Source organism: Kitasatospora sp. NPDC034035 (assembly GCF_055575755.1).
In genome coordinates this window covers 17,561-34,346 of the sequence record NZ_JBVISA010000048.1, presented here as the reverse complement: position 1 = coordinate 34,346, position 16,786 = coordinate 17,561, and the positions used below count along the sequence as shown (strand labels likewise).

Annotated in this window: 18 protein-coding genes; 9 read left to right on the top strand and 9 right to left on the bottom strand. The window is 69.0% G+C overall.

Features of this window, described 5'->3' with window-relative positions:
- The first annotated feature begins 111 nt into the window (after nt 1–111).
- The 7 genes from ACZ52J_RS39310 to ACZ52J_RS39280 all read left to right on the top strand — a co-directional run bounded on the left by ACZ52J_RS39310 (nt 112) and on the right by ACZ52J_RS39280 (nt 7,576).
- Nucleotides 112–1,422, top strand: coding sequence for a M16 family metallopeptidase (locus tag ACZ52J_RS39310; RefSeq protein WP_465625799.1), 1,311 nt, complete (start codon nt 112–114; stop codon nt 1,420–1,422).
- A 122-nt stretch (nt 1,423–1,544) separates the two neighbouring features.
- Nucleotides 1,545–2,699 carry a M16 family metallopeptidase gene (locus ACZ52J_RS39305; RefSeq protein ID WP_465625797.1) on the top strand — a complete coding sequence of 385 codons (1,155 nt, stop codon included), beginning with the start codon at nt 1,545–1,547 and terminating at the stop codon, nt 2,697–2,699.
- Nucleotides 2,700–2,776: 77 nt separating this feature from the next.
- On the top strand, nt 2,777–3,751 hold the full coding sequence (locus tag ACZ52J_RS39300) for an LLM class flavin-dependent oxidoreductase (RefSeq protein ID WP_360505489.1): 975 nt from the start codon (nt 2,777–2,779) through the stop codon (nt 3,749–3,751).
- Entirely contained in the window at nt 3,751–4,374 is a 624-nt protein-coding gene (locus ACZ52J_RS39295) for a flavoprotein (RefSeq protein WP_465625795.1), read from the top strand. Before ACZ52J_RS39300 ends, ACZ52J_RS39295 begins: the two co-directional genes overlap by 1 nt.
- Nucleotides 4,371–5,345 carry a hypothetical protein gene (locus tag ACZ52J_RS39290; protein ID WP_465625793.1) on the top strand — a complete coding sequence of 325 codons (975 nt, stop codon included), beginning with the start codon at nt 4,371–4,373 and terminating at the stop codon, nt 5,343–5,345. The genes ACZ52J_RS39295 and ACZ52J_RS39290 overlap by 4 nt, the downstream gene beginning before the upstream one ends.
- A 65-nt stretch (nt 5,346–5,410) precedes the next feature.
- Nucleotides 5,411–5,704 carry a helix-turn-helix domain-containing protein gene (locus ACZ52J_RS39285; protein ID WP_360505494.1) on the top strand — a complete coding sequence of 98 codons (294 nt, stop codon included), beginning with the start codon at nt 5,411–5,413 and terminating at the stop codon, nt 5,702–5,704.
- A gap of 69 nt (nt 5,705–5,773) precedes the next feature.
- On the top strand, nt 5,774–7,576 hold the full coding sequence (locus ACZ52J_RS39280; RefSeq protein ID WP_360505496.1) for an ABC transporter ATP-binding protein: 1,803 nt from the start codon (nt 5,774–5,776) through the stop codon (nt 7,574–7,576).
- 77 nt (nt 7,577–7,653) lie between these two features.
- On the opposite strand, the gene ACZ52J_RS39275 is transcribed toward ACZ52J_RS39280, so the two are convergent.
- Both ACZ52J_RS39275 and ACZ52J_RS39270 read right to left on the bottom strand, forming a co-directional pair.
- Nucleotides 7,654–8,748 (bottom strand): ABC transporter permease, encoded by a 1,095-nt coding sequence (locus ACZ52J_RS39275; RefSeq protein ID WP_465625790.1) that lies wholly within the window; start codon nt 8,746–8,748, stop codon nt 7,654–7,656.
- A 77-nt stretch (nt 8,749–8,825) separates the two neighbouring features.
- Nucleotides 8,826–9,734, bottom strand: coding sequence for an ABC transporter ATP-binding protein (locus ACZ52J_RS39270; RefSeq protein ID WP_465625788.1), 909 nt, complete (start codon nt 9,732–9,734; stop codon nt 8,826–8,828).
- Between the two features lie 137 nt (nt 9,735–9,871).
- Here ACZ52J_RS39270 and ACZ52J_RS39265 point away from each other — a divergent pair, with 137 nt between their 5' ends.
- Both ACZ52J_RS39265 and ACZ52J_RS39260 read left to right on the top strand, forming a co-directional pair.
- Nucleotides 9,872–10,291 carry a hypothetical protein gene (locus ACZ52J_RS39265; protein WP_360505502.1) on the top strand — a complete coding sequence of 140 codons (420 nt, stop codon included), beginning with the start codon at nt 9,872–9,874 and terminating at the stop codon, nt 10,289–10,291.
- Nucleotides 10,288–10,617 carry a transcriptional regulator gene (locus tag ACZ52J_RS39260; protein WP_465625786.1) on the top strand — a complete coding sequence of 110 codons (330 nt, stop codon included), beginning with the start codon at nt 10,288–10,290 and terminating at the stop codon, nt 10,615–10,617. The genes ACZ52J_RS39265 and ACZ52J_RS39260 overlap by 4 nt, the downstream gene beginning before the upstream one ends.
- Nucleotides 10,618–10,717: 100 nt before the next feature.
- Here ACZ52J_RS39260 and ACZ52J_RS39255 read toward each other — a convergent pair whose 3' ends face one another.
- From ACZ52J_RS39255 to ACZ52J_RS39225, 7 genes are all read right to left on the bottom strand, one after another.
- On the bottom strand, nt 10,718–10,900 hold the full coding sequence (locus ACZ52J_RS39255) for a hypothetical protein (protein WP_360505506.1): 183 nt from the start codon (nt 10,898–10,900) through the stop codon (nt 10,718–10,720).
- 240 nt (nt 10,901–11,140) lie between these two features.
- Complete coding sequence (locus ACZ52J_RS39250; protein WP_360505506.1) at nt 11,141–11,323, bottom strand: hypothetical protein; 183 nt, start codon at nt 11,321–11,323, stop codon at nt 11,141–11,143.
- Between the two features lie 38 nt (nt 11,324–11,361).
- The gene (locus ACZ52J_RS39245) at nt 11,362–11,514 is read right to left on the bottom strand and encodes an LxmA leader domain family RiPP (RefSeq protein WP_360505508.1); all 153 of its coding nucleotides are present in this window, start codon (nt 11,512–11,514) and stop codon (nt 11,362–11,364) included.
- A gap of 171 nt (nt 11,515–11,685) precedes the next feature.
- Entirely contained in the window at nt 11,686–11,952 is a 267-nt protein-coding gene (locus ACZ52J_RS39240) for a helix-turn-helix domain-containing protein (RefSeq protein WP_360505510.1), read from the bottom strand.
- A 1,746-nt stretch (nt 11,953–13,698) separates the two neighbouring features.
- Nucleotides 13,699–14,142, bottom strand: a complete 444-nt coding sequence (locus ACZ52J_RS39235) for a MarR family transcriptional regulator (RefSeq protein ID WP_465625783.1) — start codon at nt 14,140–14,142, stop codon at nt 13,699–13,701.
- A complete protein-coding gene (locus ACZ52J_RS39230; protein WP_360505513.1) occupies nt 14,142–14,519 on the bottom strand; it encodes a hypothetical protein in 378 nt (125 codons plus the stop codon). The genes ACZ52J_RS39235 and ACZ52J_RS39230 overlap by 1 nt, the downstream gene beginning before the upstream one ends.
- Before the next feature lie 1,843 nt (nt 14,520–16,362).
- On the bottom strand, nt 16,363–16,641 hold the full coding sequence (locus ACZ52J_RS39225) for an HU family DNA-binding protein (RefSeq protein ID WP_360505515.1): 279 nt from the start codon (nt 16,639–16,641) through the stop codon (nt 16,363–16,365).
- Nucleotides 16,642–16,786 lie beyond the last annotated feature (145 nt).

The following is a 16,786-nucleotide window of genomic DNA, read 5'->3' as shown; positions in this document are numbered from 1 at the left end:
TTTGCGGGTTTTTTTACTCGGCAGCAGGTTATAGGGCGCCTACCTGCGCATTCCTCACCCACCGTCTAACCATAGCTTGATGCCGGGTACGGGCTGTGATTCTATTCGGGCATGCCGGAGACCATCCTTGAGACAACCATCGACAACGGATTGAAAGTAGTGGCATGGGGAATTCCCGGCGTCACCGGAGTGGGCGTTGCTGTGAATTATGGCGTCGGATTCCGTAGCGAGCCGCCGGACCGGGCCGGTTTTGCCCACCTGTTCGAGCACATGATGTTCCAGGGGTCGCGGAACGTCGCAGCCGGTGAGCATTTCGCCCGGGTTCAGGCGCGCGGCGGAACCGTGAACGGCAATACGTTTCCCGATGTGACGGACTATCATCAGGTGGTTCCGGCCGACGCGCTGGAGGAGATCCTCGTGCTGGAGGCGGACCGGATGGCCCGCCTGGAGGTGACCGAACGGAACTTCGCCACCCAGCGTGATGTGATCAAAGAGGAGATCCGGCAACAGGTCACCGGCCGCCCGTACGGAGGGTTCCCGTGGATCCGGCTGCCCGCAGTGCTGTACCGGAAGTGGGAGAACACCCACAACGGCTACGGGGAGACACACGACCTCGACGCAGCGAGCGTCGCCGACTGCGCCGACTTCTACCGCCGACACTACGCGCCCGGCAACGCGGTCCTCGCGGTGTGCGGCGAGGTCGACCCGCAGGCCGTGCTGGACGCCGCACGCAGGATCTTCGCCGACGTGCCCGGACAGCCGCCGGCACCGCTCGCCGACGTCCGGGAACCGGTGGCCCAGGAGCAGCGAGAGGGCGTCTGCCACGATCCCTTGGCCCCCCGCCCCGCCCTGGCCATCGGTTGCCGATTGCCTGACGCGGCGGCCGACCTGGACGGCTACGCCGCCTTCGTCGTGCTGCAACAGCTGCTCACCGGTGGATCCAACTCCCGCCTCCGGCGGGCCTTCGCACCGCTGGGAGCACTGGTGGACTCCTCCGTGGGCCTGTTCGGTCCGCTGATGGTCAAGGACCCCGACACGTTCGTGATCGTCTCCCACCACCCTGAGGGCATGGCGGACCTCGTCCTGGAGACCATCACCGGCCACTGCACGGAACTGGCCTCCGGCTCGGCGCCGGGACTGGGCGAGGAGGTGGAGCGGTCGGTGGCCCGCGCGGTAACTGACCTGTATCAGAACCTCGACTCGCTGCTGCACCGGGTGCGCTTCCTGGCCCGCGGAACGTTGCTGTTCAACCAACCCGACATCGCCGAACGGCTCGCCGAGGCAGTAGCCCGAACCGGACCGGACGCGGTGGCCGCTGCGGCCGCCGCCGTGGCCGGCCGGACCGGCCGGGCCGTACTGACCCTGCTACCAGGGACGGTGCCGACGCCGCACCGACTCCCCACCCAGGAGAACACCGCATGACCGCAGCCCAGACCGCCGGCTGGGCAAGGCCCGCCGCCGCAGCCGTTTGTATGCCTGCCGCCCTGACCAGCCGGCCGGACGGGGGACCCACCACGGTCGTCTCAGCGCTGCGCACGGTCCCCATGGTGCAGGCACACCTGGCCCTGCCCGTGGAACTGACGGCCGCCCGTGACCTCGCGGTCCTCGACGCCCTCGCCGCCTGCTGGCCCGACCTGCCACAGTGCGCGGCCTTCGAACAGCAGGGCGGCATAGTCACGGTCGCCCGTCGCAGCCACTGGCTCACCCTCTCGCTCACCAGCAGGGCGGACCGCCTGCCGGTGCTGCTGGACACCGTTGCGGCAGTCGTACGGGCCGACTATCCCAAGGAACGGGTCCGTGCCGCGACCTCCAAATCTGCCCAGCAGGCAGCCCTGGCCGCAGCCCAGCCGGCAGTGCACACCAGCCGCCGGATGTGGGAGCAGCACTACGGGGCTGTACCGCTGTTCGCGGAGCCGGCGCCCTCACCGCACGACGCCGCGTCGGTCACCGCGGACGAGGTCACTGCCGCCCACCGGGCGCAGGTCGTGCCCGGCGGCGCCCTGCTGGTGCTGTGCGGAGACCTCGACGAGGACCGGACCGCGGAGCTGGTCAGGGCACGGCTTGACGGCTGGGCCCCGGGCGCCGGGGCGCGACCCACCCGTCCCGCGCCGAGCAGTCGGCGGGAGGTGCGCACCGTGCGGGTCTCCGGGCTGGCGCAGGACCACCTCCGGCTCTCCGCCGAGTCGTTCCCTCGCACCGATCTTGCCCGCTACGCGGCTGCCCAGGTGGCCTCGCTGATCCTGGGCGGTTCGTTCTCCTCCCGTATCAATACCCTGCTGCGGGAGGAACTCGGCCTGGCCTACCGGACTGTGGCCCTGGTCGCCGACCATGTGGACGGCGACGTCTTCGCCATTGAGGCCGATGTGAGGGCGGGAGCTGGCGGCGAGGCCATGAATCGGCTGCTCGACATGCTCGACAACTTCGCCGAGCACGGCCCCACCGAGCGGGAGCTCGCCGAGGCAGTCGGACACATCACCGGCAAGTATGCGCTGAACCTCGGCTCCCAGCACGGTCGGGCGGCGTGCTTGCTGTCCTATCTGACCCTCGGGCTGCCCATCGAGGCCATCGCCGGACTGCCCCGGGAGGTGGCGAAACTGACCCGCGAGGACGTACGGGAGGCCGCCGGACTGTACCGGCGGGAGTTGTTGTCCGGGGTGCTCTGCGGGGACGGCGACGGCCTGGCCGAACGGTGGAACTGAAATACCTCGTCCCTCGCCACGCGCACCGGGCAAACGGCGCCACCACGCACCACCGAACGAAGAAGGAGGGATCCCGCATGCCCACAACCAGTGTCTTCTATCCCGTCATGCCCTTCGAGACGGGCTCCGTCTCCTCCTACGCGAGGCTCGCGGAGACCACTTCAGCGCGCCGCCTATGGGTCGGGCAGTCGCTGAACATCGAGTCGCACCATATGTTCGCCGCACTCGCCCAGAGCGGCATGGACCTCGCCTACGGCACTGCCGTCACCGTGATGCCGCTGCGTCACCCGCTGACCGCTGCCGTCAACGCCCGGTCGGTCGCCCTTCTCTCCGGCCGCACCTACGTGGCGGGCATCGGCCCCGGCGCGGCCGCCCTGCAACGGAACATGCTGGGCGCCCCGTACGCGAAGCCGGTCACCGCGACCCGCCAGTACGTCACCATGATGCGCACCCTGCTGGACGGGAAGTGCGCCGTAGAGCCCGACGGACCGTGGGCCACCGACGGTCTGGAACTTCCCGACGTCGATGCCCCGCCGGTCGAGCTGGGCCTGGGCGTGCTGCGCGAGCCGATGGCCCGCCTGGCCGGCCAGATCGCCGACTGGGCGATCACCTGGCTCACGCCTCCCGCCTACCTTGCCGCACAGATCGGCCCTACCCTCGCGGCTGCTGCGCGGGAGGCCGGGCGCCGCACTCCGCGCATCGCGGCGGTGGTCCAGTGCGCCGTCACCCGGCCCGGACGAGACCTGGCCGAGATCGCCCACCACGCCGTCCGCAACCACCTGTCCACCCAGCACTACACGAACATGCTCAACCAAGCCGGCGTCCCGGTGGACCCGGCCGACCCGCGCACCGGCGCCCGACTGCTGGTGGAACACGGTGTGGTGGTCACCGGAACTCCCGACGAGATCGCCGCCCGGCTTGCCGAGTTCTACACGATCGGCGTCGACGAAGTCGTGGTGAACGTGGGGGGCGTGCACATCGGGGAAGGCCCCGGAGCGGCGGTCCGCGACCTGTCGGCAATCCTCGCCGCCGTCGAGCGGAGGGGAAACTGATGACCGCCCCCGCTTCCGGAGCCCCGCTGACCGGCTCGGACTCACTGCCGCCGCTGAGGGCCAAGCGCCTGCTCTACGTCGCGACCGGCGGCATCCAGGCCATGTTCCTCCCCCAGTGGCTGTCCTGGTTCCGCAGCGGCTACCCCGGCACCGAGGTGCGGTGCATAGTCACCCCGTCCGCGCTCCGGTTCACCGGCGCCACCGCGATCGCCGTGGCGAGCGGTGCCAGCCTGCCCACCGTGGACATCTGGCCGGACCAGCCGGACCGGGCGCTGCATGTAGAACTCGCCGAATGGCCCGACGCCGTTCTGGTCCACCCTGCGACCATGCACTTCGTCGCCCGGCTCGCGCTGGGGTTCGCCGACACACCAACGCTGTTGGCTCTGCAGTGCACCCGGGCGCCGGTCGTCGTCTGCCCGGCGCTGCCACCGGGCGGGCATCTCAACCCCGCCTACCGTGCCCATGTGGAAGCCCTGGCGGAGCGGGACAACTTCGCGGTCCTGCCGCCGGTCAACGGGGTGAGTCTGACCACGGGCGAGGAGGGCGTCGGCACGGCCGCCCTGCTGACCCACGCCGTGGCAGCCCTGGACGACCTGTGCGCCTGGTCGGGGGGCGGGTCATGACGGCCGTCGAGGAGGAGCAGGTACTGCTGGAGTTCGGCACCGGATTCCAGCACACCCGAATCAGTGCGATCCCCGGCGGTGGTGTCAGCTGGCGGCGAACCCCGGGCCCACAGCGCCCGGCGCCGTTCCCCGTCCTGTCCGCCAGCTACGCCACAGCGCTCCGGGACGCCTCCGACGAGCGAGTGCGCTTCGCACGGCCCGTCGTGGCGGAGCCCGACGCCTACCTGTGGGAGGTGAACGGGCGGCACAGTTTCGGCGCGCTGCTCGAGGCGTCCGCCGCACCAGCCGAGGCCGGTGTGGAGCCAGGCCACGAACGGCTCCCGGAGTACGCCCGGGTGCTCGGCCTCGTGCTGCGTGCGCTGCATTCGGGCCCCGGGCCCTCACCGGCCGAAGAACTGCCGCAGCCGCCGGGGCCCCGGCGGCTGGCTCAGTGGCTTGCCACAGGACGCGGTCCGCGCGCCTCGGCGGGGTTCCACTACCGGCTGCGCTCCCGGCTCGGCACCGCCCGATGGCGGCAGTTGGCCGACCTGACCTACCTGTTGCTGACACCCGGTCCGCAGGAGGCACGGGTAACACTGCACGGCGGGTTCTCCCTGGGCGCGGTGGTGGTGGCCGATCCGGCCGGCACCGGCTCGGAGGCGTCTGCGGGTTCCGGGCCTGAGGTCTCGGTCCTGTCCGGTCCCGAGGCCGCCGCAGGCCGCCCTGAGGCGGACGTCGCCTGGGCGCTGGGCGAACTGACCGAGTACCGGGCCGCCGCCCAGCAGGCCGGCATCGAGTGGCCGCTGTTGGACGAGGTGCGCGAGAGCTTCCTGACCGCCTACGGGCAGGGACTGGACACCCGACTGCTAAGAGCGGGCGAGACGGTCCGAGTGGCCTGCCACGCCGCCGACTTCGCCTGCTACGTCGGCTGGGCCCCGCAACTCCACGGCTACTCGGACCTGCTGGTCGGCCTCCTCGACGGGATCGAGTGAACGCCAGCCACTCGGCCGGTCGCCGTCAACAATCCAAAACACGTGATTAGGGGGTCGCACGCCCAGTGTCCCACCGACCAGCGGTTTCCCCCGCGGAGAAGACGCGGCTCGTCCTGGACCTGCTCGCCGGGCGGATAACGCTGTCCGTGGCCGCGCAGCAGGCCGGGGTGTCGGCCCAGGCGGTGTCAGTGTGGCGCCGCCAGTTCGTCGAGGCCGGGCAGCACGGTTTGCAGCCGTCCCGAGGGAGCAGCGAGTCCGCCCGCCGCGAGCGGGAGCTTCTCAACCAGATCGACGGGCTCAAGGCTGCCCTGGGCGAGGCCCACCTCGCCCTGCGTGCCCGCGGTGGCGGACTGCCTTGACCCGGGCGTCGCCCGCCGGCTCCTCAAGCGTCCCGTCCGTCGTCCACATCGACCCCGAAGGAACACGCCATGTCCGTTGCCACCCTTCCAGAGTCCGGTACCGCCGTGACCCCACCTTCCGCCGCCGGCCTCGAACGGCCAGGGTCGGCCGACCGTGTCATCCGGCTGCGCAGGGAACTGTCGACCCGGCCCGCCACCCTGGCCTCGGCCATCCTGCTGGCATTGGTGGCCACGGCGGCCGCGCTCAGCGTGCCTCTGCTCGTGAAGGAGGTCATTGTCGGTTTTGCCACCGACACATCGGTCATCACTCCGGTCCTGTGGATGTGCCTTGCCGCCGTCGGCGGGGCCGCGGCCCAAGCCGGCGCCGGGTACCTGGTGTCGCGCAGCGGCGAGGCCATGATCATGCGCCTACGGGTGCGGATCATGGAGCACTCCCTGCGGTTGCCGCTGGCCACGGTTCGTACCGAGGGCGCCGGCAATCTCACCGCTCGGATCACCTCGGACGCCCTGCTGCTGCGTCAGGTCGTCGATGTCAGTGCCCAGGTGCCGCTGGCTGTGCTGACGGTGGTGTCGACCCTGGGGGTGATGCTGTGGATCGACTGGATCCTCACTCTGGTCACGGTTGGCGCGTTGGCTCTGGTCACCGCGACCATGACCGTGGTGCTGGCCCGGCTGAAGAACAACTTCGTCCTGCAGCAGTCGGCGGTGGGACAGATCGCCCAGCGGTTCAGCTCTCACCTGTCCGCGTTGACCACCATCAAGGCCTACCGTGCCGAAGCACTGTCCACCAGGGCGCTGGAGCAGGAGGCTGACCAACTGCGCGCGGTGTCCGTCAAGGGCGCCCGGCTGGAGACGCTGATTCCTGCGGTGACTGCGCTGGCCAACCAGGGTGCGATGATCGCGGTCATCCTGACCGGCGGTCACCGGATGGCCTCGGGTGACCTGTCCATGCCCGACTTCGCGGCATTCCTGCTCTACCTCCTGCAGACTCTCGCTCCGGCCACCTCGCTCACCACCGCGGTGGGCCGGCTGCAGGCGGGACTGGCTGCCCGGGATCGTTGCAATGAGCTGCTGGCGCTGGATCCGGAAGGTGAGAACGACACCGCGCACACCGTCCCTGAGCCGGTCGCGGACGCACCCGCAGTGGTGTTCGACAACGTGTCGTACCGGTACCCGGGGGTGACCACGGAGGCCTTGGACGGCGTCTCCTTCAGCATGCAGCGGGTCGGCCTGACCGCGCTGGTGGGCGCGTCCGGCGCAGGGAAGACTACGGTGCTCTCGCTGGCAGACCGGTTCGTGGACGTGAGCGGCGGGCGTATCAGTCTGCTCGGCCACGACACCTGCGACTGGCCCCTGGACGCGCTGCGGGCCCGAATCGCCTATGTGGATCAGGAGTTCACCCTGGTGGAGGCCACCGTCCGGGAGAACCTCCAACTGGGCCGCACCGAACCGGCCTCCGAGGAGGAGCTGAGCCGGGTCCTGGATGCCGTGGGCCTGGCCGCGGAGATCTCCGTCCTGCCGCAGGGTCTGGACACCGTGCTGGGCCGTGAGAGCAACCTCTCCGGTGGCCAGCGCCAGCGGATGGCCCTGGCCAGGGCGCTGCTGTCCCAGGCCGACGTAGTGCTGCTGGACGAGCCGACCAGCCAGCTCGACGGTCTCAACGAGCGGCGCTTCCGGGCGATCGTGGACGATCTGGCTGCCTCCCGGGCGGTGATCGTGGTCGCCCACCGGCTCTCCACCATTCAGCATGCGGACCAGGTGATCATGATGGACCGGGGCCGGGTACTGGACGCGGCCGATCACCGAGTTCTGCTGGGACGCTGTGCCGCCTACCGCCGGCTGGTGGAGACGCAGGCGCTCGCAGCCGCCTGACGGGACCAAAGGTCAAAGGGGGCTGTCCCGGCGCTCGAGCGCCGGGACAGCCCCCTTTGCAGCCCTGCCTCGCGAAGTCAGGAAACGAGCGCCTGGCGCCAGCGGACGGGAGCGCCGATCCGCAGAATCGAGTTGCGGTAGATCCGGGCGGCGAGCGCCATGCAGCCTGCGGTGACCAGGAGCAGGATCCCGGCGGCGACGAGTTGTTCGGCCGGAGAGACCGCGCCGACCGCGGCCTTCAGCGGCATCACCAGGCCGGAGAATGGCGGAATGTACTGCACTGCCGTTACCCAGGGAGCCGACAGCTGGGCGGCGGCCGCCGCCGCGACCCCCACGGGTGCGAGGGCCAGCAGCATCACCGGCATCATCACACCCTGCAGGTCCTCCGGCCGCGAGACGAGCGATCCGGCAGCCGCGAACAGCGAGGCGAACATCGCGAAGGTCAGCAGGAACCATAGCACTGTGGTGGCCAGGGCCTGGGGTCCCGGCAGGGCTTCGGCCTGCTCGGACATCAGGGACCGTGCCGCGATCACGGCGCCGAGCATCGAGGCCACCTGAACCACCGCAGCGGTGGCGATGCCGGACACCTTGCCGATGAGCAGTTCCAGAGGGGTGAGCGTGGCGAGGAGCACCTCCACGACGCGGGTGGACTTCTCCTCGACCACCCCCTGGGCGACCACCGCCCCCTGACCGATGATCTGCATGAACAGGATGACGATCAGACTGACGGCGGCTCCCAGCTGCAGCGTACTGACCGCGTCCCCGACCGTCACCGTGGCGGGTGCGGCTGCCGCGGCGTCTCGCGCGAGCTGGTCCAGGTCCACCTTCTGCAGGCTCAGGGCGTGGAAGGTCACCCAGTTTTCGCCGAGCGCGGACACGCCCGCCCGGGCGTGGTCACCGGTGTCGGCGCGGACCAGCACGGTGGCGTGGCTGCCGTCGACGACCACGGCCGCGTCCACATCCTTGTCCTGGACCAGGGCCCGGGCCTCTGCTCGGTCCGCGCACGGCTGCAGCCGCACCTTGTCGGGCGCGGCGCCGAACGATGCGGCGGGCGCGCCGCAGACAGCCACCGTGGACGAGGTGGCCCGGCCGACCAGGTCGAACCCCATCACCAGGCCGAAGGTGATCAGGGAGAGTGCCAGCAGACTGATCAGGTAACCCTTGGTGAACATGCGTGCGTCCAGCTCCCGGCGGAAAACCAGGCGGACCCGGGCGGGGCGGAGCGACCGTTGTTCAGCGGCAGGGCGGTTCATACGGACACACCGTCCTTCTCAGTGGTTCGGGGAGCATGGGTTCGCAACCCGGCCTCGTTCGTCTCCGTGTCGGCCGGTTCCACCAGGTCGCGGAAGAGTCCGGCGAGGCTGGGCCGGAACGGCTGGAGCCGGTGGACGATGCCGTGGCGGACGGCCTCCGTCAAGAGGTCGTTCTCGGTGCGGCCGGGCATAAGGTCCACCAGTACGCCTTGGTCGTGCCGCCGGAATCCGGCCACTGCGGGGCAGTCGGCGGGCCAGTTGTCGGGGGCCCCGCCGACCTCGACATATATCTGGCGAGTGTGCTCCGTGGGGCGGAGGGCATCCAGGGTTCCGCAGGCCACCAGATGCCCGGCACGGACGATCCCCACCCGGTCGCAGAGCTGCTCGACCAGTTCCAGCTGGTGGCTGGAGAAGAGCACGGGGACACCCTGCTCAGCCTTGTTGCGCAGCACCACGCTCATGTCGTCCACGGCCAGCGGGTCGAGCCCGGAGAACGGCTCGTCCAGGATCAGTACCTCAGGGTCGTGGACCAGCGCGGCGGCCAGCTGGACGCGCTGCTGGTTGCCCAGGCTGAGGGTGTCTACCGGCTTGTCGCGGTGGTCCTCGATCCGTAGCCGGGACGTCCAGCGGAGCATGGCGTCCCGGGCGTCGGCCCTGGAGAGGCCGTGCAGTTCGCCGAGGTACACCAGTTGCCGGGACACGGTCATCTTGGGATACAGACCGCGTTCCTCGGGCATGTAGCCGAACCGGGCCCACTCCTGTCGTCCGACGGGCTGGTTGCCCCACCGAACCTGCCCGTCGTCCGGGGCGAGCACCCCGATGCCGATGCGCAGGGCGGTGGTCTTGCCTGCTCCGTTGCCGCCGACGAAGCCGAAGATCTCGCCGGCCTCCACGGCGAACGTCATGGATTCCAGGGCCCGATGGGACCCGTAGCTCTTCGACACCCTCTCGAAGCCGAAAGGTTTCACGTGGCCTCCCCCTCCTCAGTTTTCTCTTTGAGAAAGTACTTGAAAAACTGGAAACTTGATGCCACTCTATGGCCATGGATGCAGACGACGCACGGCGCGACCTGGACGAGGCCCGGATCTCCTACGAGCTGGGGGCACGTCCTCCGCTGCCCGGCTGGGCCCCTCCGGCCTGCGGGGTGCTGGTGGCCGCCGCGATCGCCCTGGACGGCCTGGCACCCGAGTCGATCTGGCTGCGGCTGGCGGGAGTCGCGGGAGGAATCGTCCTGGGCGTTGCCGCTCTGCTCCTGCTGCAGGGCGTCCGGACCCAGCAGGGCGTCCGGGGCGTACGGGGGCCGGCCCGCAAGGAGCGGGCCGGCCTGGTCACCATGGCCGCGTTCTTCGTGATTGTGGGCCTCGGTGCCGCCGAGAGCATGCGGTACATCATGGCCGGGCTCGGCGTAGTGGCCGGACTCGCCGTCTGGGTGGCACTCGGCCGTAGGGCGGCGCGTCGATGACCCCCGGGTCCGGGCTGGACGAGGCGTTCCGCACGGTGACCCGCCTGCGGATCGCCGCGTTCCTCTCGGCATGCGACGAGTCGGACTTCCGGGCGGTACAGGAGTACTGCGGACTGTCGCCGTCACTGTTGTCCAAAAACGTGACATTCCTCGCGGAACAGGGGTACGCCGAAGTCCGTAAGGGGCATGTGGGCAAGGTGCCGCGCACCTGGCTCCGGTTGACCCAACGGGGGAGAACGGCGCTGGCCCACCACCTGACAGCACTACAGGAGATCGCCGACGCCGCGGCCGGTCAGGGCCGGGCCCTGGGCAAGGACCGGGACTGACCGGCCACCGGCCGGTCGTGGGGAGGCAACGCGCGCAGTGCGGCCCGGTCGTGCCGGCGGGCCGCACTGCGAAGTCACGGGTAATGGCGATGAGGCCGGATCAGCAGCCGTACTTGACGCTGGCCGAGACGCTGGCCGAGACCACGGCGCCGGAGGCCGCGGCCGACACCAGCCAGCTCACCGACTCGATCGAGGCCAGCGGGTCGGTGGCCGCACCGAGGGAGTACTCCTCCGTGCTGGTGTAGGCGGCGTAACCGGCGATCAGCTTCTCACTGGTGTTCATGAATAGTCCTTCCAGGACCGATAAGGCCGACAGGCAGCGCCCAAATCCACAGGTCAAGAATTCCAGACCGATGCGCAAGCGCCGATGATTAAGTGACAGTGCACACCCAGGATCTCGAACCTTTCCCGGAACCCGTCAAAGAATTCCGGAAAATTGAGACCCTGAGCGGGAAGGAAGTAGTGACTGGGCGCAGCACGGCCGCACCGTACTGCGCCAGTCACAGGCGCCGATGAGGCCGGATCAGCAGCCGTACTTGACGCTGGCCGAGACGCTGGCCGAGACCACGGCGCCGGAGGCCGCGGCCGACACCAGCCAGCTCACCGACTCGATCGAGGCCAGCGGGTCGGTGGCCGCACCGAGGGAGTACTCCTCCGTGCTGGTGTAGGCGGCGTAACCGGCGATCAGCTTCTCACTGGTGTTCATGGCGAAGTCCTAAGCTCTCGAGAAGAAACGGGGGAGGTTCAGCAGCCGCCGATGACGGTCTGCGCGGAGAGCGCGGCCGACATCAGGAAGGTGCAGACGGGGGTGGTCGCCGGCGCCTCGCCGACGGCGCCGACGCCGTACTCGGCCGCGTCGGTGTAAGCGGTGTATCCGGCCATCAGCTTCTCGTTCATTTCTGCCTCCTCGTAGAATTCGGCGGGTGCTCGACGTCCCGCCCAGGAACAGAATTCCAAGCGGAGCCGGGAGGCGTCCAGTACGAGTTGACGGGAAATTGAGGGAACAGGCCGACTGCCTCGTACTTCCCCGGAAAGGCGCAATCACCGGGGTAGCTTGATCCGGAACGTTCAGCGGCGCTGAAGCTGCTGCAGACGCGACCGGAAGGCCTGGATCTGCAGATAGGAGTCACCCAAGGCGCCCTTGAGCACCGCGATCTCCTTCTGCAACTGGGCTTCCCGGCTGCTCCGCTGGTCGACCGCGCCGACCAGGCCGTCCTGACCCGCCTTGAGAAAACATCGCTTCCAGTTGCTGATGGCCTGACTGGAGACTCCCGCGACACGGGCAGCCTCAGCCGCCGTCATATCGCCGGCCAACACCGCGAGGATGATCTCCACTTTTCTCGCTGCAGGAAGAGCTGGGGGGCGCGGCATGGATACCTCCGTAGGGGAAGTCGAGCTCTGTACGCTGTTCTGAACTGAAGTCCAGGGCCGGCTGGTTCAAGCCGGGCAGGCCTCCCTGTCCGGAGGACGGGGGGCCTGAGCCGCGAGGCCCTGCTGGCACTCATAGAAATACGCATACAAACCAGATGGGTCGAGCGACCCGCTGCAGGCTGGGCAGCAAAGGACGGGAACCCGCTGCTGCGCCCGGCGGAGGAGAAGAGGGTCAGCGGTTGCGCCGGCCAGCACTGCACGATCGGTGCCATGACGACACCAGCACGACACTCAAGGGGGCTTCCATATACGTGAGCATCACGGCGAATGCCACCCCCCAAGGGACTTTCGTGATGACCTGGCCAATACCGGACACGTCAACTCTTTTCGCCGCTTCCGCGAGCTCGGCCGGTACGTTTCTCACGAACTCCGCGCCTGCGCCGCCGCAAAGCAGCCGCCGTTTTCCGGGCGCTGCGGCGTCCGGATGTCCTGCAGGCCTATCGGTCCCCGGTCCCCGCTCCAGCACTGACCACTCCGTTCGCTTCATTTATGGACGACGACACCCACCGGACCGGACACGGACCGATCGAGGTATGCCTGTGCATCGAAAGGCGGGCCCACTAACTCAGGAGAGACTGCTGGCGACGCGTGCAGGGGTTACGCATGGCACGTCGTGACGCCAGGACTGTTCGATGTCGGGTGATGCCACGACTATCCCGTGCCTACTGCGGGGTGCCCGTCATACCTCGTCCGACAGGGGATCGGAGCCCCGGCGGATCTGGCCGCGCCGGACCGAGTCCACATCGTTACTAAAACTTCACTAACCCCCCCCGGGGCCTGAGTCATGTCCATCCGCAGCGGAGGCGCGCCGGTGGCCACTCGCCTGCCGCTTCCCGAACTGGGCTCTCGGATCTTAAGTTGACCTTGACTGAAAGGGTAGGGGTTTCAAGGATGTATTGACGGCGCAAGGTTGTCGCCAGAGAGCCGAAAACCTCCTCCTGCCTGGAGGGTCTACCGGCAAACAGACAGATCCTTCAACCAATACCAACTGCCACCCCTGAGCTTCCCTTGAGGTTCACTCTCAACCACGTACAGCCCTCGATCTGCCGTGCACCACTCGCGAGCTATGGCGCTCCGTCACGAAACCCACCCCGTTGATTAGCCGCAGCGGGACTGATCGCGGTCACGCCCTGCGCGTGCGACATGAGGAGCACGATCCCGCATACCCGCTCCCGTTCAAGCGGAGTGACGCCTCAGTCCTGCGCCGCATCGAGCTCGCCGACACCCACGCCTGACACCGGGCTGCAGTCGGATCCCGGCAGCTCCGACGACGCACGGCGCCACCGGCACCCGGAAAGCCGCTCAGCCGGCGGTGCGGGGAATCGCCCACGGTGCGCGTCTCGGCTCCGGTCGTCCCGACGCAGCGCGGCCGAAGTCCCGGGGCAGGGGTGCCCAGGGCTCCGGCCGTGGGAGGCGCGAGCCGCTTGGAAGCGCGGCCGACCTGCTCGGCAGCCCGCTGGAGGAACGTGGTGGGACCGTCGTGGCGGGAATGCTAGCCCTGTCCCGCGTCTGGGAACAGGGCTGTGAACTGCCTTCTTTCGGACGCGAACATGCAAGCCGACTTTGCCGGCAGCCGCCCGGCAGGTTATGCCTGGCGATAACTTCTGTGGGCTTCCAACCCGCACTTCGTGGTCAGCAAGCGTCGTTCGCTCAGCCGGTGGCGGCCAGGCCTCCGCGGCCGCCGCGCGGTGGCCGACGGTGGTAGGCCGGGAGGATCACCTCGGGGACGTCGGCCGGCACCTCGGAGAGCGCGGCGACCCACTCCTCATGGCTGCCCTTGAAGGCGATCCTCGGGTTGATGCGGTGCAGGCCGTTGGAGACGCGCCAGATCAGGCCGAGCTCGGCCAGGCGGCCGAGGGCCGGCGAGATGTTGCTCTTCTTGGTTCCGAGCCGGTCGGCGATCTCCTCCAGCGTGAAGGGGACCCAGCCGCCGTCCGTCATCTCGCTGAGCACCGTGTGCCACACGTCGTACTGCAAGGTCGTCAGCCGGTACAGGGGCAGTGCGCGCGAAAGGTCTTGCGCCATGAAAACCGAGTCCTCGGCAGTCAGGAAGGTCGCGGTCTCCTGGTCCTGGTCGTGGCGTTCGGCGGTCATCACAGCGACTCCAGCTTAGGTCGGCGGGTGCGGCGCGGCGGGCGGACCTCGCCCTCGGGCAGACGGATCTCGGGGATGCTGTCGGGCATCAGCGCCAGGGCGCGCTGCTGCTCGGCGCTGCTGCCCCAGAAGGCGATGCGCGGGTTGATGCGGTAGCGGCCGCGCTTCTCCAGCCACATGAAGCCCATGTCGAGGAACACTGCCAGGGCCTTTCCAGCTTCCTTGCGGCCGATACCCAGGCGCTCGCCGAGCTTGATGACCGTGGTCAGGACGATGCCGCCCTTGAGCTGCGCGCCGAGCATGGTGTGCCACACGTCGTACTCGGTCGCGGTCAGGCCGATGAACGGCAGCTTCGCCGAGAGCTCCTTGGAAGCCATGTAGAAGGTGTGCCCGAGGAAGTCGAAGTCCTCACGCCGCCCGACCGCTGGCTCCGGTACTGGGGCCGGGTTCACCGAGACGGACTCGCCCGGCTCCAGTCGGATCGCGACGACGTTCTGCCCGCCCGCGGTCTCAGGCGCCGGGGGTTTGGCGGGCTGCCTGCCCGGCCGGGACGAGGGAAGGCGCACCACACGGCCGCCCGTCGAAGGACTGATCACCACCAAAGGTTATCCCAGGAGATAACTTTTGTGGGTCTAAAACCCGCATTCGGCGCGCCAGATCCTGAGTGTGGGGTTGCACCCCGCAGTTACTTGCTGGTAACGGGGGTTGCAACCCCACATTCGTTTCGCGTTTCCCCAGGTCAAACCGCTGCGCCTCTTTACATACCCAAGAACCACTCGGCGTCGCATGCTCGCCCATCGGGCTCCGCCCGATCCCGCAGGCCGCGAGGCCAGTGCGTGGGCACTGCTTCTGCCACGAAGCCTCCGGCGGGCTTGAGGCCCGTGCCGCTCCCGCTTCCCGGGTCAGGCACAGTTGTCAGGCTGGCGACCGTCGTAGCTGGACTGTACGACGCCGATCACGGCATTCCGGCTGCCGCCGGAACCGGGCCCCAAGGGGCCCTTGCCGCGCTCCTTCACCAGGTGGCTGGTGTCCTTGCCCTGCCGGGAGTCGTGGCTGCTGCTCAAACACGGGCCAAACCAGCGCGGGGGCGGCCTGGCTGCTGGGGTCGCGCAGGTTGGGCAGCTCGATCTCCTCCGGGTGGGATTCGACGCTGGGAACTGCGTGGTCGTCCGCACCAGGGCGTCGTAGGTCCGGGCGGTGGTCATCAGGTCCAGCGGTACCTCTCCCCGTCAGCCCTGGCCTTGAGGTCGGCGTGGGCCGCCCTGGCACCGGAACCTCTTCGCCTGCCCCGTTGATCGCGAACACCCGCATCGCTGGACTGCGGCCTCGCGGGCCGTCGGCGGTCAGCTGTGCGTCGGCGCGGTGTCGGCGTCGACCAGACCTGCCTGGAGAGCGTCGGCTCCGGCACCGGGCTCAGCCGGGCGGGCGGTGTGGCGGGTGTGGGCGGGCGGGCGGCGGCCTGAGCACCATCGCGTCGATCATGACGGCATACATCGGCTCTGAGCTGCGGTTCGTCATCTTGGTTGAGGCGTCGGAACGCTGCTCTCAGGCACGATGGCAGTATCCGGGTAGGAGGTCAGCCGCGCCCACCCCGTCAGTAATCGCCCCCGGGGATGAGGCCGCCAGCCTCTCTGGCGCGGCGAAGCAGTTCCTCTGCCTCGGCGTTCTCGCCGCGCTGTCTGACCGTCAGGCCTGCGGGCGACTACAAACGGTCACTCTCTGGCTGGACTCCCCCAACGAGTCACTGACAGTCACAAGTGAACGCCGACAACAGTGCCGCACTCGCAAACTACCGCGCTCCGAACTCGCAAACCAGCCTGCTCCACCAAGCCCCTGAACAGGGCTTACCTCTCGGCCACTCGCAAACTAGCGCGCTCCGTCACAACACCGGACTCGGGTGCCCTGCGGTATGCACGGGGCTCTACTGGGCCCCTGAGGGCCTGCCACCGTCAGCAGGCCCGGCCCCACCGAGCTCCGCGTCTCCGCCCTGGGGTCCGGCGAGCACGAGGCCACGTGCTGTGCCGCGCTATGGGAACGCGGGCCTCTGCCCCGTCTCGCGACCGGGCCTGCTGGCTGTGCGACGCGCGCGGGCCGCGCCTGCCGCAGCATGCCGTCGACCCGGCGGATCGCCGGCGTCGCCCACGTCGCCCGACTGTGGGGGGGAGGAGGCCGAGGCCCCCGGTTTCCGTGCTCGCGGGGCACGGAAACCGGGAGGCTGGGCTAGCGAGCGTTGACGGCGTCCTTGAGCTCCTTGCCCATCGTGAACTTCACCGTGCGGGAGGCCCCGATCTCCATCGGCTCACCCGTCTGCGGATTGCGCCCGGTACGAGCCGCGCGCTCGCCCGGCGAGAAGGATCCGAACCCAAGCAACTGCACGGCGTCACCCGCCGCGACGCTGTTCTTGATCGTTTGCAGCATGCTGCCGAGCACCTTGTTGACGGTCTCCTTGGCGACATCGGCATCCTCAGCCACCAGGTCGATGAGCTCCTGCTTGTTCACAACATCATCCTTCCGCCCGGCCCCATGGGGAGCGCGGGAAAGAGGTCCCGAATACGGAACGACAGCCGGGCCGCGCGATCCTGAGCGCCGCCCTCATGCCAACGACTGACCCGCAACAAGATCACGCAACCGTGCATCCCCGATG